Below are 24,814 nucleotides of genomic sequence, written 5' to 3'. Positions count from 1 at the left end.
GGTCCGGCAGGCCCCACCCCTACAACTTGAGACGGACTCCGCTTCGGCACCTTGGGGCGACGCCTGCGCCCCGCTCCCGCTTCTAGCGTGGAACACATGACCACGTCAGTGTGCACAAGCGCCTCGATGCCTGCGACGTTCCCGTCGTTCGCGTCCTACGTACGGGCCCGGGGGCCGGTCCTGCTGCGTGCCGCGCGGTCCCTGTCCTCGAACCCGAACGACGCCGAGGACCTCCTCCAGACCGCGCTCACCAAGACGTACGTGGCCTGGGAGCGCATCGAGGACCACCGGGCGCTGGACGGCTACGTCCGGCGGGCGCTGATCAACACCCGCACCTCCCAGTGGCGCAAGCGCAAGGTCGAGGAGTTCGCCTGCGACGAGCTGCCCGAGCCGGACCCGGTCCCCGCGCCGGACCCGGCCGAGCTCCAGGGGCTGCGCGACGCGATGTGGCGGGCGATCATGCGGCTGCCGGCGCGGCAGCGCGCGATGGTCGTCCTCAGGTATTACGAGGACCTCAGCGAGGCCCAGACCGCCGAGGTCATGGAGGTCTCGATCGGCACGGTCAAGAGCGCGGTCTCGCGCGCCCTGGCCAAACTCCGGGAGGACCAGGAGCTGGCGGACCTGGGCCTGAGCCGCATCGCCGCCTAGCTAGGGCCTGTCCGGTGGATCAGGGTCGGAAGGGGCCCCAGGGCCGGGGCCCTGGGTCGTTCAACCGGCGTTCTTGAAGGCGGAGTTGAGGACGGCCATCACGTAGGGGCGTTCGGAGGCGGTGCCGGTGGGGTTGAGGGAGTAGGCCACGCGGCGTGTCAGATCGCGGGTGGCGAAGAGGCCGTTGGTCCACCCGGGCAGGGAGCCGGTCTTGCCCCAGACGGTGACGCCGTTGTCGAGGGTGACGCGCCCCATGCCCGTCAGGCGCGCCCTACACCTCGCGGCCGGCCATCAGCCGCTCCACCGAGTCCTCCAGGGCGGCGATGCGGTCGGCGAGGCCGGCGGACTCGGCGTCCCGGGCGTCGCGGAGGAGCAGTTCGATCTGGACGAGGCGGCTGGCGATGTCCGACAGGCGGGCCTCGTCGCCGGCCGTGGGCGTCGCGGTGGTCTCCGGCTTGGGGGGCCCGGACCGGTGGGGCTCGCCCTCGCCGACTTCGGGGCGACGGGGTTCGGTGGACGTCGGCCCCTCACCGCTACCGGTCAGCAGACGTTTCAACTGGTCTGCCTGGGAGGTGAGTTGGTGGTTCTTGCGGTACAGGTCGAGGAAGACGTTGACCTTGGTGCGCAGCAGCCAGGGGTCGAAGGGCTTGATGAGGAAGTCGGCGGCGCCGACCGTGTAGCCGCGGTAGGCGTAGTTGGGGTCCACCGAGGCGCCGGTCAGCAGGATGATCGGGACGTCCTTCGTCTGGTCCAGGCCCTTGATGTTGGCCGCCGTCTCGAAGCCGTTCATGCCGGGCATCAGGACGTCGATGAGGACGACCGCGAACTCCTCGCGGAGCATGGCCTTCAGGGCCTCCTCGCCGGAGCGGGCGCGGACGACCTTCGGGGTCAGCGAGCTGAGGACCGCTTCGAGGGCGACCAGGTTCTCCTCCATGTCGTCGACGATGAGGATGGGCGCGGTGTCGGGTGGGGGCGGGGTCATGGCTGCGGCCCTTCCGTTCCGTCGTCGGGGGTGTCGTTCGGCGGGTGAGCCGTTGGGTCGGCCGGCGTTGGGTCGGCCGGTGTGGAGTCGGCCACCGCTTTGGCGGGCGGGTCCAGCAGTCCGCAGATGACCGACAGCAGGCGGTCCACGTCGACCGGTTTGGGGATGTAGTCGTCGGCGCCGCTCTCGATGGCCTTCTCCCGGTCGCCAGGCATCGCTTTGGCGGTCAGGGCGACGATCGGGAGGTCGGCGAAGCGGGGGGTGCGGCGGATGGCCCGGATCATTTCGTAGCCGTCCATCTCCGGCATCATGATGTCCATCAGGACGAGGGAGACGTCCGGGGTCTGGTCGAGGACCTCCAGGCCCTCGCGGCCGTTCTCGGCGTATTTGACGTTGATGCCCACCCGGCCGAGGACGTGGGTGAGTGCGAAGACGTTGCGGATGTCGTCGTCGACGATGAGGATCCGGCGCTTGGCGAGGACCCGTCCGGGCCGGCCGCTGAGCCAGTCCTTGAGGCGGGTGGCCTCGGGCCAGGTCACGTCGCCGCTCTCCCCGGGGCGGATCGCCGCGTGGGCGCCAAGACCATCCTGACCAGGGAAGATATCGCCCGGGGCGGGAGTGGCGGTGACCGGTGGGGCGGTGAGCTGTTCGGCCAGGACCGGGCGGGCGGTGTGGGTGGGCCGGGCCGCGGACGCGGTGTTCGCGGGGGTCGGCGGACCGATGGCCGCGGCGGCGGGCCCGTCGGCTTCCGAGGGGAAGAGGACGGGGGCCCGGCCGCCGGCGCCCGAGGTGGTGCTGGTGGCCGGTGTCGTGGACGGCCCGGTGTAACGGGCGGGGACGTAGAGGGTGAAGGTGGAGCCGACGTCGACCTGGCTCTCGGCCTTGATGCGGCCGCCGAGCAGCGCGGCCATGTCGCGGCTGATGGAGAGGCCGAGGCCGGTGCCGCCGTATTTGCGGTTGGTGGTGCCGTCGGACTGCTGGAACGCCTCGAAGATCCCGTCGAGTTTCTCCAGGGGGATGCCGATGCCGGTGTCTTTGACGGACATCGCGAGGACGGCTTCCGCGGTGCGGAGGGACACCTCCTCGAACTGGCTGCACTGGTGGTCGGGGACCCGTTCCACGATGAGTTCCACGCCGCCGGTGGAGGTGAACTTCACCGCGTTGGAGAGGAGGTTGCGGAGGATCTGCTGGAGGCGTTGTTCGTCGGAGAAGAGTTCCGCGGGGACGTCGTCGCCGACCCGGACGTCGAAGCTCAGGCCGCGGTCGACGGTGAGCGGGCGGAAGGTGGCCCGTACGTAGTCGAGGAGTTTCTTCAGCGGCAGGGCCTTGGGGTGGACGTCCATCCGGCCGGCCTCGATCTTCGACAGGTCGAGGATGTCGTTGATGAGTTGCAGCAGGTCGGATCCGGCGCGGTGGATGGTGACGGCGAATTCCACTTCCTGGGGGCTGAGATGGCCTTCGGAGTTGTCGGCGAGGAGGCGGGAGAGGACGAGGAGCGAGTTGAGGGGGGTGCGCAGCTCGTGCGACATGTTGGCCAGGAATTCGGATTTGTATTGGGAGGAGGTGGCGAGGAGTGCGGCCTTTTCCTCCAGTTCGGCGTTGGTGAGTTGGAGTTCGTCGGAGCGTTGGCGGAGTTCGACGGTCAGGCGCTGGGATTCCGAAAGGAGGGATTCGGTACGGGAGTTGGCGATGATGGTGTTGATGGAGACGCCGATGGTGTTCACGAACTGGTCGATGAAGGCGAGGTGGACATCGCTGAAGCGGCTGAACGAGGCCAGCTCGATCACGCCGAGGACGTGGTCCTCGAAGAGGATCGGCAGGATGACGACGCTGGCGGGGGCCGCGGCGCCGAGTCCGGAGCTGATGGTGAGGTAGTCGGTGGGGACGGCCTCGACGAGGATGCGTTTCTTCTCCGTCGCGGCCTGGGTGATCAGGCCCCAGCCGGGTCTGCCCATCCGCAGCCGGGGCAGGCTGCTGCGGCCTTCGGCGCGGCCGGTGCCGTAGCCGGCGATCAGTTCCAGGCCCTCGCCCGGTGCGGCGCCCGCCTCGGCCAGGAAGAACGCGCCGAACTGGGCGTTCACCAGCGGGGTCAGCTCGCGCAGGATCAGGTCGGCGACCTCGACCAGGTCGCGGTGGCCCTGCATCAGGCCGGCGATGCGGGTCAGGTTGGACTCCAGCCAGTCCTTGGCGCGGGTGGTCTCGCGGAGGTTGGCGACCATGAGGTTGATGTTGTTCTTCAGGGCGGCGACCTCGCCCTGGGCGTCCACGGTGATCGAGCCGGACATGTCGCCCTGGGTGACCGCGCTGGTCACCGCGGCGATCGCCCGGACCTGCGTGGTGAGGTTGAGGGCGAGCTCGTTGACGCTGGTGGTGAGCTGCTTCCAGGTGCCGTAGACGCCCTCGACCCGGGCCTGGCCGCCGAGTTGGCCCTCGCTGCCGACCTCGCGGGCCACCCGGGTCACCTCGGAGGCGAACGAGGAGAGGGTGTCGACCATGGTGTTGATCGTCGTCTTGAGTTCCAGGATCTCGCCGCGGGCGTCGACGTCGATCTTCTTGGAGAGGTTGCCGCGGGCCACCGACGTCGCCACCTCGGCGATGTTGCGGACCTGGGAGGTCAGGTTGTCCGCCATGGAGTTGACGTTGTCGGTGAGGTTCTTCCAGACGCCGGAGACGCCGTGCACCTGGGCGCGACCGCCGAGCCGGCCCTCGGTGCCGACCTCGCGGGCCACCCGGGTGACCTCGTCGGCGAACGCCCGGAGCTGCTTGACCATGGTGTTCACGGTGTCCTTGAGCTCCAGGATCTCGCCGCGGGCGTCCACGTCGATCTTCTTGGTGAGGTCGCCGTTGGCGACGGCGGTGGTCACCTGGGCGATGTTGCGGACCTGCGAGGTGAGGTTCAGGGCCATGAAGTTGACGTTGTCGGTGAGCTCCTTCCAGACCCCGGAGACGCCCCGGACCTGCGCCTGACCGCCGAGGTTGCCCTCGGTGCCGACCTCGCGCGCGACCCGGGTGACCTCGTCGGCGAAGGCGGAGAGCTGGTCGACCATGGTGTTGATCGTCGACTTGAGCTCCAGGATCTCGCCCTTCGCCTCGACGGTGATCTTCTTGCCGAGGTCGCCCTCGGCGACGGCGGTGGCGACCAGGGCGATGTTGCGGACCTGCGTGGTGAGGTTGTCCGCCATGAAGTTGACGCTCTCGGTGAGGTCCTTCCAGACGCCGGAGACGCCGCGGACCTGGGCCCGGCCGCCGAGCTGGCCTTCGGTGCCGACTTCCCGGGCGACGCGGGTGACCTCGTCGGCGAAGGCGGAGAGCTGGTCGACCATGGTGTTGATGGTCGACTTGAGTTCCAGGATCTCGCCGCGGGCGTCCACGGTGATCTTCTGGCTGAGGTCGCCGTTGGCGACGGCGGTGGTCACCTGGGCGATGTTGCGGACCTGCCAGGTCAGGTTGGACGCCATGAGGTTGACGTTGTCGGTGAGGTCCTTCCAGACGCCGGAGACGCCGCGGACCTGGGCCCGGCCGCCGAGCTGGCCTTCGGTGCCGACCTCGCGGGCGACCCGGGTGACCTCGTCGGCGAACGCCCGCAGCTGGTCGACCATGGTGTTGACGGTGAGCTTGAGCTCCAGCAGCTCGCCGGTGGCCTCGACCGTCACCTGCTGAGTGAGGTCGCCGCCGGCCACCGCCGTGGTCACCACCGCGATGTCCCGGACCTGCGCGGTCAGCCGGGCCGCCATGGTGTTGACCGCCTCGGTCACGTTCAGCCAGTTGCCGGAGAGGCCCTGCACCTTGGCCCGGCCGCCGAGCCGGCCCTCGGTGCCGACCTCGCGGGCGACCCGGGTGACCTCGCCGGTGAACAGCGAGAGCTGGTCGACCACGCGGTTGACGCAGCTGGCCAGGCGGCGCAGGTCGCCGCGGAGCTGGCGGCTGCCGTCGTGCAGGTCGACGTGGCGGGTCAGGTCGCCGTCGGCGACCGAGTCCAGCACCCGGGTGGCCTTGGCGACCGGGGTGACCACCGCTTCCAGGACCGCGTTGGCGGCCTCGACGTTGGTGGTCCAGCCGCCCTGGCCGGGGCTGGCGCTGATCCGCTCGTCCAGTCGGCCCTGGCGGATGACCTCGCGGCGCAGTCGCTGGAGTTCGGTGGCCAGGTGGGCGTTGCGGGCGACGATCTGGGCGAAGACGTCGGTCATGCCGGCCAGCACGCCGTCGGCCGGCGGGTCGCCCGGGGCGAGCTCGGTGCGGGCGGTGAAGTCGCCGTCCCGTAGGGCGTTCATGGCGGCCAGGAGGGGGCGCAGCTCGCTGGTGCGCACCCACTGGCCGTCGGGGCGGGCGTCCGGGGGTGACGCCGCGGACTCTGGCCGGGTCGGGTCGGGCGCCATGGCACACCATCCCCCCAGTGATCGAGACCGAACGTGAACCGGACGGGGGCCGGGCCGGCCGGCTGGTGCAGAGCCCTCCGGCTCGTCCCGGGGCGGTCCGGAGCCGTCCCGGAGCCGTCCCGGCGCGGTCCCGAAGACGGTCCGGAACTGATCGAATTTGGCAGATATGTCATAGTATAAAGCGCCCGTAATGAGTTGCTTTCCAGATTCATCAGGGGGCGCAGTGACCTCGCTGTCCCCGCGGACGACGGCCCCGCAAGAGACCGAAACGGTGTCCCGCACCGGACTGCCGGCGAACCAGCTGGCCGCCGCCGGGGCCCGCAGGTTCGTGCGCACCCTGCTGACCGAACGGGCGGCCGCCCGTGCCGCCGTCCCCGGCGCGGCGGCGATCAGCCAGGAGTTCATCGACCAGGCCGTCCTCCTGGTCAGCGAACTGGTCACCAACGCCGTGATGTACGCGGGGACCGACATCGACGTCACCTGCCGGCTGGAGTACGGGCGCAAGTCGGCGGCGGGCCGCGGCCACGGCCCGGCGGCGGCTCGCGGTGACGGTCCCGGCGGCGCTACCGGGCCGCCCGGCCCGGCCACCGTCGCCGTCGTCCTGGAGGTCTCCGACCGCCATCCCTCGCGCGTGGTGCGCGGCGGGGTGGACGCCCGTAGTGGCGAGCCCGGCTACGGCCTCCAGCTGGTCAGCGCGCTCGCCGAGTCCTGGGGGGTGACCTACCGCAAGTCCACCAAGACGGTCTGGTTCCGCCTGGAGGCCACCGTGGGCGAGACGGAGGCCGCGCAGGCTGGCCCGGCCCGGCGTCCGCACGGCGCCGCGACCCCGGTCCGGGTGCCGCACGGGCACGACGGCCCGCCGCACGGCAACGCCGCCGAGTGGGTCGACCGCGGCGGCCCCTCGTTCCTCGCCGAGACCAGCGAACTGCTGGCCGGCCAGCTCGACCAGGACATGGTCACCGCGCTCGCCGCCCAGCTGCTGGTGCCCCGCCTCGCCGACTGGTGCGCGATCTGGCTGAGCGTCGAGGGGGGCGGGATGGCGCTCTCCCGGGTCTGGCACGTAGACGAGCGACGGATCGGGCCGCTCCGCACCGACCTGGAGCGCGACCCGCCGACCGACGTCGCCGGGCCCGGCGGCACCCCCTGGCCCTGGCCGGAATACGCCGGTGCGTCCTCGTCAGGCGGGTCGGCATTGGCCTTTCCCCTTGTGGCCCGCGGCGAACTCCAGGGCCTCCTGCTGCTGGGCCGGGCGGGCAAGCTGAAGATGACCGACACCGTTGTCCGCATGGTGGAGGACGTCGCCCGCCGGGTCGCCCAGGCCGTCCACACCGCCCGTCAGTACACCCGGCAGACCACCATCAGCCTGGCCCTCCAGCGCCGCCAGCTACCCGCCTCGCTGGCCAGCATCCCCAGCGTGGACACCGCGATCGTCTACGAGCCGCACGGTGAGGGGCAGACCGTCGGCGGCGACTTCTACGACGTCTTCCCCATGGGCGACCGTCGCTGGTGCTTCCTCCTGGGGGACGTGCAGGGTAAGGACCCCGAGGCGATGTCGGTGACCGGACTGGCCCGCCATCTGGTGCGTCTGCTGGCTCGTGAGGGCCACGGCGTCGAATCGGTCCTCGGGCGACTGAATCTGGCCATGGCCGAGGAGAGCGCGGAGGCGGTGGAACAAGGCGGCGAGCGGGCCGAATCCCGCTTCCTGAGCCTGCTCTACGGCGAACTGACCGTCGATCCCGGCGCCCCCGGGGCCCGTTGCACGGTCGCCAGCGCCGGACACCCACCCCCGCTCCACATGTTCGCCGACGGCGTCGTGGAGCCGGCCTCCGACCCGCAGATGCTGCTGGGCATCGACGAGGGCACCGAGTACCACTCCAGCACCTTCGTCCTCGCGTCCGGCGAGACGCTGCTCTGCGTCACCGACGGGGTCACCGAACGCCGTTGCGGCAACTGGCAGTTGGACGACAACGACGGCCTGGTCGAGGTGTTGCGGGACGGCCTCGGCCTGGGCGCCAAGGCCCTGGCGGAGCACGTCCGCCGGGCCGCCCACGACTTCGGCACCGGCCCGGTGGAGGACGACCTCTCGGTCCTCGTCCTCCAGGCGGTGACACCGAAGCGGGACCTGCTGCGGTGACCGCGTGGTCAGGGAGCGGAGGGCCCGCCGATGCCGTAGTGGCCGAAAAGGTCGCGCAGGGCCGCGGCGTACGCGGAGTGCGGGCCGAGACCGACGGTCGCGCGGCGGGCGTCGAGGTCTTCGGGGTCGGCCACCTCCCACAGTTGGTATCCGTGGCCGTCGCGCAGGTCCCGGTACTGCGTGCCGTACAGCTGTGGCTTTCCCTGCCGCATGAGGACACGGTCGGTGAGCAGGGCCAGTTGTTGCCGCGTGGCCTCCCCTTGCTCGACGGCGGAGGCGAGCAGGTCGAGGGAGCGCAACTGGAGGTCGAGTTCCGCGTGTTGGACGATGAGCCAGGCGGCGTTGGCGGCCTCCGTCCCGACGAGGGAATGTCCCGGCCACCCGTGCGCGCCGATGATCCGCCGGAGCGCCGCCGCGTTCTCGGCGTCGAGGGCCCGCATCCGTGCGAAGTCGGGCGGGACCTGGTTGCCGTCCTCCCGGACGCCGCGGGCGTGCTGGTCGGCGGCCATGCGGCGCAGTAACTCAGCTGCCAGGGCGGGCTGTTGCGGCTGGGCGGGGAAGGCCATGGGTGGTTCTCTCTCGGTGTGGTCCGCTGATGGACGAGAGCGGCGCCCCGAACGTCTGTCGCGGGAGGCCGGACGAGGCATGCCGACGCGGTCGACCGCGTCGAGGAGCGGGGATCAGAGGTGGCGTTCGCGGAGGTGGTGCCGCAGAAGCACGTTGCCGTCGGATACGGCGCTCAAGTCGCCGCGTCGGTAGGCATCGGCGCGCCCCTTGGCGAGTTCGCGGCACCGGGCGCAGTCGGGGTGTGGCTTGGGATCTGCCGGCCAGGCGGAGGGCGGCGGCGTGTAGAGCATGGGCAGTCTCCTGGTGCGGCGGCCGTTAGGGCCAGGGACCAGTCAGGGCAGGGGAGTTGCGGCGCGCAAAGAGCCGGGCCTTGCCGTGTATCGACTCCTCGCGGCGACGCACAGCGACGGTAGCGCCACTCGACGAAGCGTCGCAACAGTGTGACGTCCCTAAGTTGTGCCGGGATACGCGAAAGGCCCCCCACCTGCAGAGATGGGGGGCCGTGGGTGCCGCGTCAGGCGATCAGGTGATCGAACTCGCCGGCCTTGACGCCCAGGACGAACGCGCGAAGTTTCTCCACGGACGTCGTGACGATCACCTCCGGATCGTCGCTCTCGCGCATCTTGATTTCGCCGTCGACGGGGGCCAGTTCGATGCAGCTTTGATTTTCGTGCGGCCCGGAGAAAGACGACTTCTGCCAGTTGATTGCGTCGGTCATGTCGGTGAACTCACATTTCCTGTGCGATGCGTTGGATCCATTTTCTTGACTCGTTCGCGTTGAGTGAGATCGATTCGACTGAATCGAGCAGGGACCGGTATCTGGAAAGCTGGGCTTCGGCGTCCAGGAAGCCGCTGTCGAACGCGCTGTCAAGCTGGACGGTGTCGAGCGCCGGGATGATGGCCCCGGCGTACATCATCGATTCGACCGAGCTGGTGACCTGGGCGGCGAACGGGATGACGCGAATCTTCACTGACGGCCAGTGGGAGACTTCGACGAGAAATTCGAGCTGGTCCTGCATGGTGTCGGCCGCGCAGTAGCGCATGCGTAGCGCTGCCTCGTGGATGAACGCATCGAATGGCGTTGGCGCTGGCCGGTCGAAGATGTCGCGTCGTCGAATTCTGTGTTCGACGCGGGTGTTCACTTCGGTGGTCGGAAGTTCGGTAACGCCGCCGCGGATCAGTTCGCGTGCATACGCTTCCGTTTGGAGGATTCCGGGGACGTACAGCATTTGGATGGCGCGGATGTACTGAGCGTGGTGTTCCAGCTCGGCGACGTCGAGGAATCCTGGCGACAGTATTCCGCGGTAATCCTCCCACCACCCTTTGCTGCGTTCCTCGGCCATGTTGGCGAGTGCGTCAACGAGGTGCTTGTCCGTGGCGGAGTAGTGCGCGGCAAGGCGGCGAACGCGCTCAGCGCTGACCCCGTAGCGGGCGCTTTCGATGTGACTGATCTGTGCTCGCTCGCCACCGAGGAAGGCGGCGGCTTCGGTCCCGGACATGCCGGCGCGCTCGCGCAATTTCCGTAGCTCGGCGCCCAACCGCTTCTGGCGGGCGGTTGGGTAGCTCCTCGGTGGCATGGGCCCCTCCCTGTTCTGTGCGTAGAAGTGTGCCGCCCCGCAGTGTCGCGGGTCCACCCGAAGAGTTGGTACGGCCGTCACACTGTTGCGACGTCCCACTGTTGTGCCCTACGGTCCTCGCAACGGCGCACCGCATGCCGGGAAGACCCGAAGTGCAGCCATTTGCAAGCCCATTGGGCTCCGGGGGATGGACCAGGCCACGGACGGCAGCGGCGGCGTTCACGTTCTCGTGAGGAGACATGACCATGAGCACGGTCGACGAAAAGCCCGTTCCCCTGTCGCACCACCCCGTCCGAGAGTCGTACCGCTTCAGCGTGCCGAGCAGCTCCGCGGCCCCCAAGGTCGCGCGGGAGATGGTCGCGAGGCTGCTGGTTCTCACCGGACACGCCCCCGCATCCGAGACGGCGCGCCTGCTCGTCTCGGAGCTGGTCACCAACATCCATCTGCACACCCGCACCCGCACGATCCACCTCGACGTCTTACTCGGTCCGGCCCGGGTGAACGTCAGCGTGTGGGACGCCAGTCCGGAATTGCGCCCCGCGTTCGGCGCTGGTCGCGGCGGCGATGAGTCGGGGCGCGGGCTGTGCCTCGTCGACGCGTTGGCGTCCGGGTGGGGCGTCGTGTGGCCCACCGGCTCCGACGGCTGGAAGCGGGTGTGGTTCGCGCTGGACGAAGGCCGCGCGGAGGGCGGCACGACCGGCCGCGCCCACGCTTCCGAGCGGCCCGCGGAGGTAGTCCAATGACCGCCGCCCAGGCGCCGCCTCGGAAGGGCCGAAATTTCCCCAGGTCAGAGGCGTGCCAGAGAAGTTTTCCGGATTCCGGTCACATCTGTGTACGTCGACCCGTCAGGGGAGTGAAGACGCCAACCAGGCAGAAACGAAGGAGCCCAGCCATGACGAACACCTCCCTCTCCCGGATGCCCAACCCGGCCGAGTTCGTACCCGAGTTGAACGACGTCAGCGCCGCCCTCTTCCGGGCCACGGGCAACCACTCGGTGCCGCGCACCACGATGAACCTCATCCACCTGCGCGCCGGGCAGATCGTCCGCAACACCTACCTGACGATCCTGAACACCGGTTTCCTGCGCAAGGCGGGTGAGTCCGAGGAGCGCATCACCGCGGTCTCCTCCTGGCAGGACGCCCCGTACTTCACCGACGCCGAGCGCGCCGCCCTCGCCTTGGTGGAGGCCACCCTCCAGCCCGCCCCGCACGGCAAGGAGCGCGTCTCCGACGAGCTGTACGCCGAGGTGGCGAAGCACTACGACGAGAAGGCGCTGGCCACCCTGACCATCGCGATCGGCCAGATCAACTTCTTCATCGCCGTGGCCGTCATCGGCAAGCCGCAGCCGGTCAGCTCCCTCGCGGACGAGCAGTGGGACTGACCTGGCCGGGGCCGGGAACGCGTCCCGCCGACGCGTTCCCGGCCGTTTCCGGCCGGTAGGGAAAAGAACACGCCATGGAGACGTGACATACCACCTGGTATGCATCGACAATCGCAGCACCACTACCCGCCCGTAACTAAGCGGAGGCACTCGGTGCTCAGCACGATGCAGGACGTACCGCTCACGGTCTCGCGAATCCTGACCCATGGATCCACGGTCCACGGAAAGGCCCAGGTCATCACCTGGACCGGCGAGGCAGAGCCGCACCGCCGCACCTTCGCCGATATCGGCCGCCGGGCCGCGCAGCTCGCGCACGCGCTCCACGACGCCCTGGGGGTGCGAGCCGCGGAGCGGGTCGGGACCCTCATGTGGAACAACAGTGAGCACATGGAGGCGTACCTCGGCATCCCGTCCATGGGGGCGGTGCTGCACACGCTGAACCTGCGGCTCCCGGCCGAACAGCTGGCCTGGATCGTCAACCACGCCGAAGACCGGGTCATCCTCGTCAACGGCACCCTGATCCCGCTGCTCGCGCCCCTGCTGCCGCAGCTGCCCCAGGTGGCGCACGTGATCGTCGTCGGCCCCGGCGACCGCGCCCCGCTGGCCGGCAGCCACGCCCAGATCCACGAGTACGAGGACCTGCTCTCCGGCCGGCCGGAGAACTACGACTGGCCGGAGATCGAGGAGCGGGCGGCCGCGGCGCTCTGCTACACCTCCGGCACGACCGGCGAACCCAAGGGCGTGGTCTACAGCCACCGTTCGCTCTACCTCCACTCCCTCCAGGTCAACACCGCGGAGGCGTTCGCCCTCGCCTCGCGGGACATCGCGCTGCCGGTGGTGCCGATGTTCCACGTCAACGCCTGGGGACTGCCGCACGCCGCGTTCATGGCCGGCGCCTCGCTGCTGATGCCGGACCGCTTCCTCCAGCCCGCGCCGCTCGCCGAGATGATCGAGACGATCCGGCCCACCATCGGTGCCGCGGTCCCGACCATCTGGCAGGGCCTGCTGGCCGAACTCGACGCCCACAAGCGGGACGTGGCCTGTTTGCACACCGTCGTCATCGGCGGTTCGGCCTGCCCGCCCGCACTGATGCGGGGCTTCGAGGAGCGGCACGGGATCCGCGTGGTGCACGCCTGGGGGATGACCGAGACCTCGCCGCTGGGCTGCGTCTCCCACCCGCCGGCCGGGGTGAGCGACGAGGAGGAGTGGGCCTACCGCGCCACCCAGGGCCGCTTCCCGGCCTCCGTCGAGGCCCGGCTGATCGGCCCGGCCGGCGAGGTACTGCCCTGGGACGGCACCGCCGCGGGCGAACTGGAGGTGCGCGGCCCGTGGATCGCGGGTGCGTACTACGGCGGCGCGCAGGGCGAACCGCTGCGCCCGGCCGACAAGTTCAGCCCCGACGGCTGGCTGCGCACCGGCGACGTCGGCACCATCACCCCGGACGGCTACCTGACCCTGACCGACCGGGCCAAGGACGTCATCAAGTCGGGCGGCGAATGGATCTCGTCGGTCGAGCTGGAGAACCACCTGATGGCGCACCCGGGGGTCGCCGAGGCCGCGGTGGTGGCCGTACCGGACGAGAAGTGGGGCGAGCGGCCGCTGGCGACCGTGGTGCTGACCGACGGTTCGGCGCTCACCTACGAGGAGCTGCGGGCGTTCCTCGGCGAGCGGATCGCGCGCTGGCAGCTGCCGGAGCGGTGGGCGGTGATCCCGTCGGTGCCGAAGACGAGCGTCGGCAAGTTCGACAAGAAGGTGCTGCGGCGGCAGTACGCGGACGGCGAACTGGACGTCACGCTGCTGGGCTGACCGGACGGCAGGGCCCGCCGGGTGATTCCGGCGGGCCCCGGCGCCTGTCCGGTGGGCCGGTCGGCCGGCTAGTTCGTGCCGATCTTCGCGAGCAGGTCCACGATGCGGCTCTGCACCTCGGCGCTGGTGGACCGCTCCGACAGGAACAGCACCGTCTCCCCCGAGGCGAGCCCCGGCAGCTGGGTCGGATCCAGGTCGGCGGCGGTGTAGACGACCAGCGGGGTGCGGTCGAGCAGCCCGTTCGCGCGCAGCCAGTCCACGATGCCGGCCCGGCGGCGGCGCACCTGCATCAGGTCCATCACCACGAGGTTGGGCCGCAACTGCGTCGCCAGGGCGACCGCGTCGGTGTCCGCGCCGGCCCGGGCGACCTGCATGCCGCGCCGCTCCAGCGATCCGGTCAGCGCGCCCGCGATGGCGTCGTTCTGCTCGATGAGCAGCACCCGCGCCGGCTGGTTCTCGCTGTCCCGCGGGGCGAGCGCCTTGAGCAGCACGGCCGGATCGGCGCCGTACGCGGCGTCCCGGGTCGCCTGCCCCAGCCCGGCGGTGACCAGGACGGGCACCTCCGCGGCACCGGCGGCCTGCCGCAGCGACTGGAGCGCGGTACGGGTGATCGGCCCGGTCAGCGGGTCCACGAAGAGCGCCGCCGGGTACGCGGCGATCTGCGCGTCCACCTCCTCGCGGGAGTTGACGATCACCGGGCGGTAGCCGCGGTCGCTGAGCGCCTGCTGGGTGGCGACGTCGGGCGCCGGCCAGACCAGCAGCCGACGCGGGTTGTCCAGCGGCTCCGGCGGCAACTCGTCGTCCATCGGCGGCTGCTGACGGTCCGTCACCTCGATTGCGCCGTTCGGCCCGTCCAACGGCTCGGGACCCTCGCTGCCCTCGTCGGGCGCGGAGATGGCGAACGCCCGACCCTCACTGGCGTCCATGAGGTGCGGCTGCGGCCCCGGCTGCTTGGGCCGGGCGGCCGGCTGCGGACCGGCGGCCTGGTGCGGACCGGCACCGGGCGTCGCGGCCTCGGCGGCCGAGCCGCGCTCGTCCTCCGGCGGGGGCGCGGCGAGCTTGCGCCGACGACCGGAGCCGGTGGACGTGCCGCCCGGCGGCGTGCTCGTACTCCCCGGCGGGACCGCGCCGGGCTGCGGCGCCGGACGCTGCGGATCGGCCAACTGCTGGGCGAACGGCACGCCCTGGCCGAGCGTGCGCACACTGAACGCCCGCCCGGAGGTGTGCCCGGAGTCGTCCTCGGCGGGCGGCAACGGCTGCCGGGTCTGCGGGGGCACGGCGGCGCCCGACGGCGGCACCGGCCCGCCCGCAGGGCCCGGAGCGGGGGCGGGGGCGGCCGGGGCCCCCTCGGCGGGGCTGGGGCGGCCCCGGCGGCGGCCGGTGGGCGTGACCGGGGAAGGCGCGGGGGCATCCGCGATGCCGGGTGCGGTGCCGGTGCCCGTGCCGGTCGCCTCGGCCGGCACGACCGGGCCCGCGGGTTCGGACGGCTGCGCGACCAGGCCCTCGGGGCCCGCCACGAACGTGCCGGACGCCTCGGAGTCGGCCATCGCCGCGGCCGCGCGCTCCTCGGCGGCGGCCCGCCGCGCGCGCCGCCGGCCGGTCGGCTCGGCGTCCCATGTGCCCGGTCCGTCGGGGGAGTCGGCCGCGCCGGCCGGTTGCTCGGCCGGGGTGCCGGCGGTCGCCTCCGGGCCACCGGCCACCGGACGACGCGCCCGGCGCCGCCCCGTACCGCCGGTCTCCTGCGGTCCGGCCTCCGGCTGGCCGGGGGCCTGCGCGGGCACCGGCACCCCGCCGGCGATCGCGGGCAGCGCCGACTGCGCGGCCGGCGGCTGCGGTGCCCGGTCCGCCGCGGCCGGCGGCAGCGCGAACGGCGACCGCGGTCCGGCCGGGGCCTGGGCGGCCCGCCCGCCGGACTGCTGCAACGCGCCCGCGCCGTGCGCAGCGGCGCCGGCCGGGTCCGGCTCGCCGGGCCGCTCGGGTGCCTCGGCCAGCGTCCGTCGGGCCCGGCGGCCGGCGGCCGGTACGGGTCCCTGCGCGAGCGCCGGAAGGTGCCCCGGAGCCGCACCCTGGGGCTGCCCCGCCTGCGGTCCCTGCTGCCGCGTCCGCTGCTGCCCTTGAGCCTGACCCTGGAACGGTGCCTGGGACGGTGCTTGAGGCTGTGCTGGCTGTGCTGCTTGGGGCTGTGCCTGCGGCTGCCCCTGCGGCGGCACCGGCCCGAGTGCCGGGCTCACCGCGGGCGTCAGACCGGGTGCCGGCCGACCGACCGGGGCACCGTCAGCGGCCCCGGACGCCAGCGCGGGCAGCGCCGAACCCTCCGTCGCCGGCCGCGCCCGGCGACGACCGCTCGGCGGCCCCGCCTCGGCGCCCGCCGGCAGCCCCGCACCCTGCGTACCGTCGGCCGCGGCACCCGGCTCCGCGCCCGTCCGCCGGGCCCGCCGCCGTCCGGTCGGCTGCCCGCCGCTCGTACCGTTCTTCGCCTCCGCACCCGCGGCCGGCTCCCCGGCGCCGGGCTGCCCGCGGCCGTCCGTCCCCGGACCGCCCGGGGCGGCGGTGTCCCCGTCGGCCAGGTCGGCGTCGCCGTCCGGTGCGTCGGCACCCTCGGCCGCCGCCTCGTCGGCCGCCGGCGCCGGTTCGTCGATCAACACCGGCAGCTCCAGCACGTACGCGCTGCCGCCGGCGCCGGAACCACCGGGCACCTTGTGCGTCTGGATCAACCCGTCGTGCATCCGCACGATCCCGCGGACGATCGGCCCGTGCACCGGATCGCCACCGCCGAACGGCCCGCGCACCTCGATGCGGACGACCTCGCCGCGCTTGGCCGCCGCCACCACGATCGTCGAGTCGCCGGGCACCGGACGTCCGCCCGGCCCGGCGGTACCGCCACCGGCCGGGCGCCGACCCGTGGAGTCCACCCCGGCGACGTCCGCAATCAGGTGCGACAGCGCCTGCGCCAGCCGCTCCGCGTCGACCAGTGCCGCTATCGGCGGCGCGTGCACCGCGAACTGCGCCCGGCCCGGCCCGATCAGCTCGACCGCGCCCTCCACACCGGCCGCGACCACCTGGTCCAGCGACACCTTGGTGCGGTGGAGCTTGTCCTTGCCGGAGTCCAGCCGTTGGTAGCTGAGGACGTTGTCGACCAGCGCCGTCATCCGGGCGTGCCCGGCCGAGAGGTGGTGCAGGATCTGGTTCGCCTCGGGCCACAACTGGCCGGCCGGATCGGAGGCGAGGGTGCTCAGCTCACTGCCCAGCTCCGCAAGCGGCCCGCGCAGCGACTGCCCCACGACGGCCAGCAGCTGTGCGTGCCGCGCCACCAGCGCGTCGTACGGCCGCCGGTCGGTGAACGTCATCACCGCGCCCACCAACTGGTCGCCGTCCCGCACCGGCGCCGTGGTCAGATCGACGGCGACCGACCGGCCGTCCTTGGACCACAACACCTGCCCGCGCACCCGGTGCTTGCGCCCGGACTTGAGGGTGTCGGCGAGCGGGGTGTCCTCCCAAGGCAGCGACGAACCGTCCGCCCGCGAGTGGTGGACCAGCGGGTGCAGTTCCTTGCCGCCCAGCTCGCTCGCCCGGTAGCCGAGGATCTGCGCCGCGGACGGATTGACGAGGACCACCCGGCCCTCGGAGTCGACACCGACCACGCCCTCCGCCGCGGCCCGCAGGATCATCTCGGTCTGCCGCTGCTGACGCGCCAGCTCGGCCTCGGTGTCCAACGTCCCGGTCAGATCCCGCACCACGAGCATCAGCAGCTCGTCGCCCGTGTAGCCGTTGCGGTGGTCGGCGTAGGCGGCCTCGAAGGCGGACTCGTACGGGGTGCGGCCGTCCTCCAAGTTGGCGCTGGTCACCTCGACCAGCAACTCGGTGCCGTCGGTGCGCCGCGCGACCATCCGCGTCGGCCGGGTCCGCTCCTCCACGTCCTCGTCCCGGCGCCGCATGGAACCGGGGATCCGCTTGGAGTCGAAGGACGGCAGCAGGTCGAGGAGGCCACGACCGACCAGGGCCGTGCCCGGCGTCTCGAACATCTCCAGGGCGATGGCGTTCGCGTTGACGACGGTGCCGTTGCAGTTGACCAGCAACAACGCGTCGGGGAGGGCGTCCAGTATGGCTGCGAGGCGAGCAGCGCCTCGGGATGGCCTGCTGCTCACGCGACGCTTCCTCCCTGTTACCGCACCTTGCCGACCCACCATGGCGGATCGCTGGGATGGAGTCTACGGGCACATGCCGGAGACGCGGAGGCGGATGACGACCCACGTAATGCCGCGCTCCGACGCGACTCGCCGCACGCCCGACATGTGCCCCTCGTCCTGACCTGGCGCGCTACTCCGGCACGAACTGGGTCAGGAAACGGTCGACGGGAGCATCGGTTCGAAGCGGCTCCAGCGTTCGATCTCACACCCGTTGGTGCGCCGGAAGTCGGCGTTCACCGGGCGCCCCGCCCACGTCCCGCTGACGTGCGCCCGCGCCGGACCGCCGTACATCATCGTGCACTGCGCACCCTGCGGCACGGGGGCGAACTCGTCCTTGCCCCACCGCGTCATGTGGTCCAGCCGGTCGCAGGCGCGCCGCGCGTCGAAGTGGTTCCCACCCCGCGGATGGCAGTACAGCTCGAACCTGCCGTCCGTGCGGTCCGAACCGGAGCGGGTGACGGTGATCCTGAGGTGGTCCCCCCGCCGCCCACCGAGCGCCCCGGCGTCGGGCGCCCCGTGGCCCAGGAACGGCAGGACGTCGTGGTGGTACGGCAACGGCAACGGGATCGGGATCGGAGCGGCGGAGGCGGCCGGCGCCACGGCGAGCGCGGGCACCGCACACACGGCGGCGGTGGCGGCCGCGAGGACCGCGGCGAACCGGGGCAGCGACCGGGAGCGGAACGGGGACGGGATCCGGCGACGGGACATCACGGGCTCCTGAGGAGGAGGGCGGGCGGTCCGCGAGGCGCGGCACCGGCCCGTGCGGGAGGGCTCGGCGGCACGCGGTCCGTACCCGCCGGGGGCGCACGACGCGCGTGCGTCCGTGCCGCCCCGACTCGTTAACGCTCCGCCGCCCGCGACGTTGCGCCGCAGGAACGTCTTTGCCGGGTGGCCCGCGGGCCGAGTACCGTAGGGGGCGATTGGTGACAGGCCACCGAGCTGTGTCATCATTTGGTCACGCCACATCGCGCTCACGCGCGTCAGGTGTGTGGAGGCGTCGCCTAGTCCGGTCTATGGCGCCGCACTGCTAATGCGGTTTGGGTTTTAACACCCATCGAGGGTTCAAATCCCTCCGCCTCCGCTCTTGCATCACCCCGGGCCCGGTCGATCACGACCGGGCTCGATTTTTTATGCCCCGCGACCGCCACCGGGACGGCGGGGCTCCGGCGCCCGCCGCCCGCGGCCCCCCGGCCTACGCTGCCGGTCATGTCCCTGCCGAGGTCGTCGCCCCCGCCCCGGTCCGCGCCCGAGCGGCCCGGTCCCGCTCCCCGCACCCTCGTGATGCTGGCCTTCGAAGGCGCCCGACTGCTCGACATCACCGGCCCGTTGGAGGTCTTCAGCGCCGCCGCCCGCCTCGGCGGCCACTACACGATCCACCTCTGCTCCCCCGACGGCCGGACCGTCACCACCGCCTCGGGCACCCGCCTGGTCGTCGACGCGGCGGTCCCGGATGTCGCCGGCCGCCCGGTGGACACCGTCCTCGTCCCCGGAGCCGAGGAACTCACCCGGGGCCGGTTCCCTCCCGGCCTGCTGGACTCCGTACGCACCCTCGCCGGGCGCTCCCGCCGGGTCGCCTCGGTCTGCGCCGGGGCGTTCGCGCTGGCCGGGGCCGGGCTGCTCGACGGGCGGCGGGCCACCACCCACTGGCGCCACACCGCCACCCTCGCCGCCCGCCACCCCACCCTCACCGTCGACCCGGACGCGCTCTACGTCCGGGACGCCGAGCTCTTCACCTCCGCCGGGGTCTCGGCCGGCATCGACCTCGCACTGGCCCTGGTGGAGGCCGACGAGGGCCCCGACCTGGCCCGCGAGGTCGCCCGCGACCTGGTCATCTTCATGCAGCGGCCGGGCGGCCAGTCACAGTTCTCGGTACCCGCCCGGACACCGCGGCCCCGCCACGACGCGCTGCGCGCCCTCCTGGACGTGATCGCCGCCGACCCGGCCGCCGACCACTCCAACACCGCGCTCGCCGCCCGGGCCGGCGTCAGCCGCCGCCACCTCACCCGGCTCTTCCGCGAACACACCGGCACCACCCCGACCGGCTACGTCGAGGCGGTACGCCTGGAGGCCGCCCAGAACCTCCTCGCGAACGGCGAGACGGTCACCGCCGCCGCCCGCCGCCCGCCGCCCGCCGCACCGGCATCGGCAGCGACGAATCCCTCCGCCGCCTCTTCCTCCGCCGCCTGGGTGTGACCCCCTCCGCCTACCGCTCCCGCTTCCACACCACCACCCGCTGACCGCCGCCGGCGCACCCCCGCATGTCCCCATCTGTGGGCCCCCTGGCCCGCACACACCGGGCGCCGGCCACCCCCGCCACGCGACCCTCCCCCCATGCCCCCAACAACACCCCCTCCCCCTCTCCCTCCTCCCGCTCCCTCGCCGGGATCCCCGTCCCGGACAGCCGGCTGGCCCGCGAGGCCACCGAACTGGTCCGCGACGTCGCCGACGACCTGATCTACCACCACTCGCACCGCGTCTACCTCTTCGGCGCCCACCACGGCCGCCGGCACCACCTCACCTTCGACCCCGAGCTGCTCTACGTAGGTGCCCTCTTCCACGACCTCGGCCTCACCGCGAAGTTCCGCACCTCCCAGCAGCGCTTCGAGATCGACGGCGCCGAGGAGGCCCGCGCCTTCCTGACCGCCCGCGGCATCCCCGAGGACCGCGCCCGCCTCGTCTGGGAGGGCATCGCCCTGCACACCACCCCGGAGATCCCGCACCGCATGGCCCCGGAGGTCGCCCTCGTCACGGCCGGCGTCGAACTCGACGTCCTCGGCATCGGCTACGACACCCTGCCCCGGGAGACCCGCGAGGCCGTCGTCGCCGCCCACCCCCGCCCCGACTTCAAGCCCCGCATCCTGCGCGCTTTCCACGCCGGACTGGCCCACCGCCCCCAGACCACCTTCGGCAACGTCAAGGCGGACGTCCTGGAGCGCTTCGAAGCGGAGTACACCCGCCCGAACTTCGTCCGGATCATCGAGGAGTCGCCCTGGCCGGCCTGTCCCCTCACTCACGGGCTCACGGCCATTTCCGCAGGTCAGCAGGGGTGCAGCAATCAGATTTCGCCTAACGGCGCAGGTCATGTAATGTTGTTCCCGCAACGCCGACCGGCAAGAAAAACCGCCGGAAAGCCAAGCGCTCGTAGCTTAACGGATAGAGCATCTGACTACGGATCAGAAGGTTGCAGGTTCGAATCCTGCCGAGCGCACAGCAGTCAAAGCCCCCGCCGGGTTCTCCGGGCGGGGGCTTTGTCGTGCCGTGCGGCAGTGAAGTGCAGTAACCGGGTCGGTCGGTGCGGGTGCGGGTGCGGGTGGGGTCGCTGGGGGGAAGGGGCGACGGGGGCGATGGGTTGGGGTGTCGTGCCGTCGCCGTCTCCCATGCTGAAGTCAGGCATAGGCTCAGGGGCTTGATCGATGTGGGAACCGGCCAGAAGCGGACAGGGTGGATGCACTCACGCAGTTGGTGACTGTCGCTGCCGTGCTGCTTGGGGCATTGACGACGTATGTCGCGAATCACTTGGCGGAGCGGAGCGAGCGGCAGGAGACTCGGCGTGTTCGGTGGGATGAGAAGAAGTTCGTTGCGTACGCCGATTACGTCAGCAAGGTCCGTGCCACGATCAGCGCCAATGTGGTGCTCTATGAGGTCCGTGAGGGGACGCGGGGAACTCCTCGAAGTGAGCAGGACTTGCGGGCGGAACTCACTGAGGCGGGGCGCGTACAAGCGATTGCCTTCGAGCGGGTGATGTTGTTGGCCGGGGACGCCGTGGTCGATGCGGCCCACGCCCTACAGGAAGCGATGGCCGCGTGCGGACGGCAAGCCAAAGGGGCCGTCGAGGGGGCGTTGGATGAGTGGGGTGAGCTTCACGCTGCGACGTTCCGGGCGATCAATCAGTTTCACGAACAGGCGCGGGCCGACCTCGGTGTGAGCGGGAGGTTTGTGGGCGAGCGGCACTCGGCCCGTGGTCTGCCGCCATCGGCGAGCAACGAGCCTGGGGGCAGGGGCGATTGAGTCGCGGTCGGGTAGCGGACCGCGGGGGCTACCGGGGTGCCGGCCGTGGTGTCGCGTGGTGCCGTGATGGCGCAGGTTGATTCTTTTGTTTTTTGCCAGGTCAGGGGGGTCGTTCTGGGGTTCGCGCCACGTTAGGTGTCATTGGTGCTTGTGTGTGGTGCCATGGTGGTGTCATCATGGCGTCATGGACCTCACTCCGTATGTTGACACTCTGCGGCGCGAACTCGCGGTGGCTGCCGAAGCCGGCGGGGAAGATGCCCGTGAGCTGGCCGAGCGGCTCACCGCTCCGCTGGAGTCGGCGACCCGTCTGACCATGCTCAATGTGCTCTCCGCCGCGATGGACGAGATCACCCGCGAGCTCGCCCCCGGTTCGGTCGACGTACGGCTGCGTGGGCTGGATCCCGACTTCGTGGTGACGCTGCCGCCCGGTGACAGTGGCCGGTCGGAAGCGGCGGCCGCGCCCGTCGAACCGCTGGCGACGCCGCCTCCCGCGGACGGCGACGAGGGGGGCACCGCCCGCGTCAATCTGCGGCTGCCAGCCCGCCTCAAGGCGCGTGCCGAGGAGGCCGCGAACCGCGAGGGCCTGTCGGTCAATGCGTGGCTGGTGCGCGCCGTGTCGGCGGCGGTCGACGGTGGTACGCGGCCGCATACGACGGAGAAGGCCCGCACCGTCGGACAGAACTTCAAGGGCTGGGTGCGCTAGCCGCGTCCGCGCTCGCGCCACTTCACCCACGCCACTTCACCCACGCTACTTCACCCACGCCGCTTCACCCACGCCGCTTCACCCACATCACGTCCCCAGCAGCGGGGGCGATCTTGAGAGCCAAGAGGACGGGACAGCCATGCCTTCTTTCGACACTCCCGAACCGATCTCGGTCACGGCGCACGTGGACGCCGGATCCATCCAGTTCACCGCGGGCGACCGCCTCGACACGGTCGTCGAGGTGCGCCCCCGCGATCCGCAGCGGGACGCGGACGTGCGGGATGCCGGGCAGACCCAGGTGACGTACGCGAGTGGTGTTCTGACCATCAGGACGCCCAAGCAGCGTTATCTGCTCGGGCGCACCGGCACCGTCGATGTGACGGTTGACCTGCCTGCGGGCTCGCGGATCGACATGACCGGTGCCTGGGCCCAGGTGCTCGGCGAGGGCCGGCTCGGCGAGGTCCGGGTGAAGACCTCTTCGGGCGATGTGCGCCTGGACGCGACCGGACCGTTGCGGCTGACCGCGTCGCACGGCTCGATCAGCGTGGACCGCGTCGAGGGCATGGCCGAGATCAGCACCAGCTCCGGCAGTCTGCGGGTCGGCCTCGTCGACGGACCCGCGACCCTGAAGAACTCGCACGGCACCACGACCGTCGGCGCCGCGACCGGGGAGCTGCGGGTGAGTGGCGCCAACGGCGACATCGACATCCTGCGCGCCGAGGGCTCGGTCGCCGCGACCACCGCGCACGGCACCCTACGGGTGGCCGAAGTGGTCCGTGGGAACGTCCAGTTGGAGACCTCCTACGGAGCCATCGAGGTCGGTGTCCGCGAGGGTACGGCCGCCTGGCTCGACGTCAGCTCGGGCTCCGGTCAGGTGCGCAACACGCTCACCGCGTCCGAGTCCCCGGAGGAGGCCGAGGACACCGTCGAGGTCCGCGCCCGTACCCGGCACGGCAACATCGACATTCGGCGCGCCAAGCCCTGAGCGCCCCCGCGCCTCTCGTCTTCTCCTCAACTCGCCCCATTCTCTTGCTAGTTCAGCCATTGAACGGGAGGGCTCCATGGGTTCTTCTGTCATGCCTACGCTAAGGCGGCCGCGGCGTCCGCGGTCATCCGCCGTCGTCCGGCCGCACCGACCGCCACGAGAGGAAAACCGATGAGTGACACCACTCCCATCCCGCACGGCCTCCCGATGGAGCGCGACGCGAGCCCCTTCGACCCGCCCCGCCGCATAACCCAGCTGCGCGAGGCGCGCCCGGTCAGTCCCCTGATCTTCCCCAATGGTCACGAGGGCTGGCTGGTCACCGGCTACGACGCGGTCCGCCAGCTCATGGCCGACACCCGGTTCAGCTCCCGCCAGGACATCGGCATCCTCCACGTGCCGTTCGAGACCCCCGGCATGCCCGCGGCCACCGAGCCGTCTCCGCAGGTGCCGGGCCTGTTCATCAGCATGGACCCGCCGGACCACTCCCGGCTGCGGCGCAAGCTCACCGGCGCCTTCACCGTCAAACGCATGAAGCAGCTCGAAGAGCGCATCAGCGAGATCACCGAGCGGCAACTGGACGAGCTGGCGCGGCTGACCCCGCCGGTCGACCTGGTCAAGGAGTTCGCGCTGCCGGCGCCCTCGCTGGTGATCTGTGAACTGCTCGGTGTCCCCTACGCGGACCGGGAGAACTTCCAGGCCAACTCCGCCAAGTTCATGGAGAGGGAGGTGAACTTCGACGACAAGATGGCCGCGTACGGCGCGATAACCGCGTACCTGGCCGAACTGGTCGTGGGCAAGCGGGCCGAACCCGGCGAGGACATCCTGTCCGACCTGGCCCGCCAGGACGACCTCAGCATCGAGGAACTGGTCGGCATCGCCTTCCTGTTGCTGCTCGCGGGCCACGAGACCACCGCCAACATGCTGGCACTGGGCACCTTCGCGCTCCTGGAGCACCCCGAGCAGCTGGCCGAACTGCGCGCCAACCCGGATCTGCTGCCCGACGCCGTCGAGGAACTCCTGCGCTACCTGGCCGTCGGCGACACCTTCTACCGCTACGCCACGGAGGACATCGAACTCGGCGGTGAAACCATCACCAAGGGGTCGACCGTCGTCGTCTCGTTGCTGGCCGCCAACCACGACCCCCAGCGCTTCGACAACCCCGACACCCTCGACGTCCACCGCAAGGCCCGCGGTCACCTCTCCTTCGGCCACGGCGTCCACCAATGCCTCGGCCAGCAACTGGCCCGCATCGAGATGCGGGTCGGTTTCGAGGGACTGCTGCGTCGCTTCCCGACCCTTGAGCTCGCCATCCCCGCCGCCGAGGTGAAACTCAAGACCGACATGAACATCTACGGCGTGCACGCGCTGCCGGTCACCTGGACGGAAACGGCCCGGTAGAACCGTCGGCCGAATGCCGCAGCAGCAGGTCGGAGGCCCCGTCGAGGAATCGGCGGGGCCTG

The 24,814-nt window shown here is 71.4% G+C and carries 19 protein-coding genes, 2 tRNA genes and 1 pseudogene; 13 read left to right on the top strand and 9 right to left on the bottom strand.

Annotated features, from left to right (window positions below):
* Window positions 1-96: 96 nt before the first annotated feature.
* Complete coding sequence (locus tag ACO0M4_RS18135; protein WP_430371658.1) at window positions 97-648, top strand: SigE family RNA polymerase sigma factor; 552 nt, start codon at window positions 97-99, stop codon at window positions 646-648.
* Between the two features lie 60 nt (window positions 649-708).
* Here ACO0M4_RS18135 and ACO0M4_RS18130 read toward each other — a convergent pair whose 3' ends face one another.
* From ACO0M4_RS18130 to ACO0M4_RS18120, 3 genes are read right to left on the bottom strand one after another with little or no spacing between them, the layout of a single operon-like run.
* The gene (locus tag ACO0M4_RS18130) at window positions 709-903 is read right to left on the bottom strand and encodes a hypothetical protein (RefSeq protein ID WP_430371657.1); all 195 of its coding nucleotides are present in this window, start codon (window positions 901-903) and stop codon (window positions 709-711) included.
* 16 nt (window positions 904-919) lie between these two features.
* A complete protein-coding gene (locus ACO0M4_RS18125; protein WP_430371656.1) occupies window positions 920-1,630 on the bottom strand; it encodes a response regulator in 711 nt (236 codons plus the stop codon).
* On the bottom strand, window positions 1,627-6,006 hold the full coding sequence (locus tag ACO0M4_RS18120) for a HAMP domain-containing protein (RefSeq protein WP_430371654.1): 4,380 nt from the start codon (window positions 6,004-6,006) through the stop codon (window positions 1,627-1,629). The genes ACO0M4_RS18125 and ACO0M4_RS18120 overlap by 4 nt, the downstream gene beginning before the upstream one ends.
* Before the next feature lie 223 nt (window positions 6,007-6,229).
* Between ACO0M4_RS18120 and ACO0M4_RS18115 the strand changes: the two genes are divergently transcribed.
* A complete protein-coding gene (locus tag ACO0M4_RS18115) occupies window positions 6,230-8,140 on the top strand; it encodes a SpoIIE family protein phosphatase (protein ID WP_430371652.1) in 1,911 nt (636 codons plus the stop codon).
* 8 nt (window positions 8,141-8,148) lie between these two features.
* Here the strand turns inward: ACO0M4_RS18115 and ACO0M4_RS18110 are convergent, their stop codons facing one another.
* The 4 genes from ACO0M4_RS18110 to ACO0M4_RS18095 form a co-directional block, all read right to left on the bottom strand.
* Window positions 8,149-8,706 (bottom strand): DUF6624 domain-containing protein, encoded by a 558-nt coding sequence (locus ACO0M4_RS18110; RefSeq protein WP_430371650.1) that lies wholly within the window; start codon window positions 8,704-8,706, stop codon window positions 8,149-8,151.
* A gap of 114 nt (window positions 8,707-8,820) precedes the next feature.
* Window positions 8,821-8,997: a hypothetical protein gene (locus tag ACO0M4_RS18105; protein WP_430371648.1), complete on the bottom strand. Its 177-nt coding sequence runs from the start codon at window positions 8,995-8,997 to the stop codon at window positions 8,821-8,823.
* Window positions 8,998-9,221: 224 nt separating this feature from the next.
* Window positions 9,222-9,425 carry a DUF397 domain-containing protein gene (locus tag ACO0M4_RS18100; protein ID WP_430371647.1) on the bottom strand — a complete coding sequence of 68 codons (204 nt, stop codon included), beginning with the start codon at window positions 9,423-9,425 and terminating at the stop codon, window positions 9,222-9,224.
* 10 nt (window positions 9,426-9,435) lie between these two features.
* Window positions 9,436-10,284, bottom strand: coding sequence for a helix-turn-helix domain-containing protein (locus tag ACO0M4_RS18095; protein ID WP_430371646.1), 849 nt, complete (start codon window positions 10,282-10,284; stop codon window positions 9,436-9,438).
* A 245-nt stretch (window positions 10,285-10,529) separates the two neighbouring features.
* On the opposite strand from ACO0M4_RS18095, the gene ACO0M4_RS18090 reads away from it, so the two are divergent.
* From ACO0M4_RS18090 to ACO0M4_RS18080, 3 genes are all read left to right on the top strand, one after another.
* A complete protein-coding gene (locus ACO0M4_RS18090; RefSeq protein WP_430371644.1) occupies window positions 10,530-11,027 on the top strand; it encodes an ATP-binding protein in 498 nt (165 codons plus the stop codon).
* Between the two features lie 149 nt (window positions 11,028-11,176).
* Window positions 11,177-11,665 carry a carboxymuconolactone decarboxylase family protein gene (locus tag ACO0M4_RS18085; protein WP_430371642.1) on the top strand — a complete coding sequence of 163 codons (489 nt, stop codon included), beginning with the start codon at window positions 11,177-11,179 and terminating at the stop codon, window positions 11,663-11,665.
* A gap of 153 nt (window positions 11,666-11,818) precedes the next feature.
* Window positions 11,819-13,471 (top strand): long-chain fatty acid--CoA ligase, encoded by a 1,653-nt coding sequence (locus ACO0M4_RS18080; RefSeq protein ID WP_430371641.1) that lies wholly within the window; start codon window positions 11,819-11,821, stop codon window positions 13,469-13,471.
* A gap of 68 nt (window positions 13,472-13,539) precedes the next feature.
* Here ACO0M4_RS18080 and ACO0M4_RS18075 read toward each other — a convergent pair whose 3' ends face one another.
* Window positions 13,540-17,616: a PAS domain-containing protein gene (locus tag ACO0M4_RS18075; RefSeq protein ID WP_430371640.1), complete on the bottom strand. Its 4,077-nt coding sequence runs from the start codon at window positions 17,614-17,616 to the stop codon at window positions 13,540-13,542.
* A gap of 192 nt (window positions 17,617-17,808) precedes the next feature.
* Complete coding sequence (locus ACO0M4_RS18070; RefSeq protein ID WP_430371638.1) at window positions 17,809-18,366, bottom strand: SSI family serine proteinase inhibitor; 558 nt, start codon at window positions 18,364-18,366, stop codon at window positions 17,809-17,811.
* Between the two features lie 282 nt (window positions 18,367-18,648).
* Here ACO0M4_RS18070 and ACO0M4_RS18065 point away from each other — a divergent pair.
* From ACO0M4_RS18065 to ACO0M4_RS18030, 8 genes and pseudogenes are all read left to right on the top strand, one after another.
* Window positions 18,649-18,739, top strand: a tRNA-Ser gene (locus tag ACO0M4_RS18065).
* 125 nt (window positions 18,740-18,864) lie between these two features.
* Window positions 18,865-19,851 carry a GlxA family transcriptional regulator gene (locus ACO0M4_RS18060; RefSeq protein ID WP_430371637.1) on the top strand — a complete coding sequence of 329 codons (987 nt, stop codon included), beginning with the start codon at window positions 18,865-18,867 and terminating at the stop codon, window positions 19,849-19,851.
* 65 nt (window positions 19,852-19,916) lie between these two features.
* Window positions 19,917-20,360, top strand: a pseudogene (locus ACO0M4_RS18055) (HD domain-containing protein); the annotation flags it as partial.
* Between the two features lie 433 nt (window positions 20,361-20,793).
* Window positions 20,794-20,866, top strand: a tRNA-Arg gene (locus tag ACO0M4_RS18050).
* 233 nt (window positions 20,867-21,099) lie between these two features.
* Complete coding sequence (locus tag ACO0M4_RS18045; RefSeq protein ID WP_430371635.1) at window positions 21,100-21,666, top strand: hypothetical protein; 567 nt, start codon at window positions 21,100-21,102, stop codon at window positions 21,664-21,666.
* A gap of 184 nt (window positions 21,667-21,850) precedes the next feature.
* Entirely contained in the window at window positions 21,851-22,369 is a 519-nt protein-coding gene (locus tag ACO0M4_RS18040; RefSeq protein WP_430371634.1) for a hypothetical protein, read from the top strand.
* Window positions 22,370-22,508: 139 nt separating this feature from the next.
* Entirely contained in the window at window positions 22,509-23,354 is an 846-nt protein-coding gene (locus ACO0M4_RS18035) for a DUF4097 family beta strand repeat-containing protein (protein ID WP_430371633.1), read from the top strand.
* A 171-nt stretch (window positions 23,355-23,525) separates the two neighbouring features.
* Window positions 23,526-24,752, top strand: coding sequence for a cytochrome P450 (locus tag ACO0M4_RS18030; protein WP_430371631.1), 1,227 nt, complete (start codon window positions 23,526-23,528; stop codon window positions 24,750-24,752).
* Window positions 24,753-24,814 lie beyond the last annotated feature (62 nt).

Source organism: Streptomyces sp. RGM 3693 (assembly GCF_050471125.1).
Classification (GTDB): Bacteria; Actinomycetota; Actinomycetes; order Streptomycetales; family Streptomycetaceae; genus Streptomyces.
Note: the sequence above shows the minus strand (reverse complement) of the source record. Positions and strands in the feature narration are given on the sequence as shown.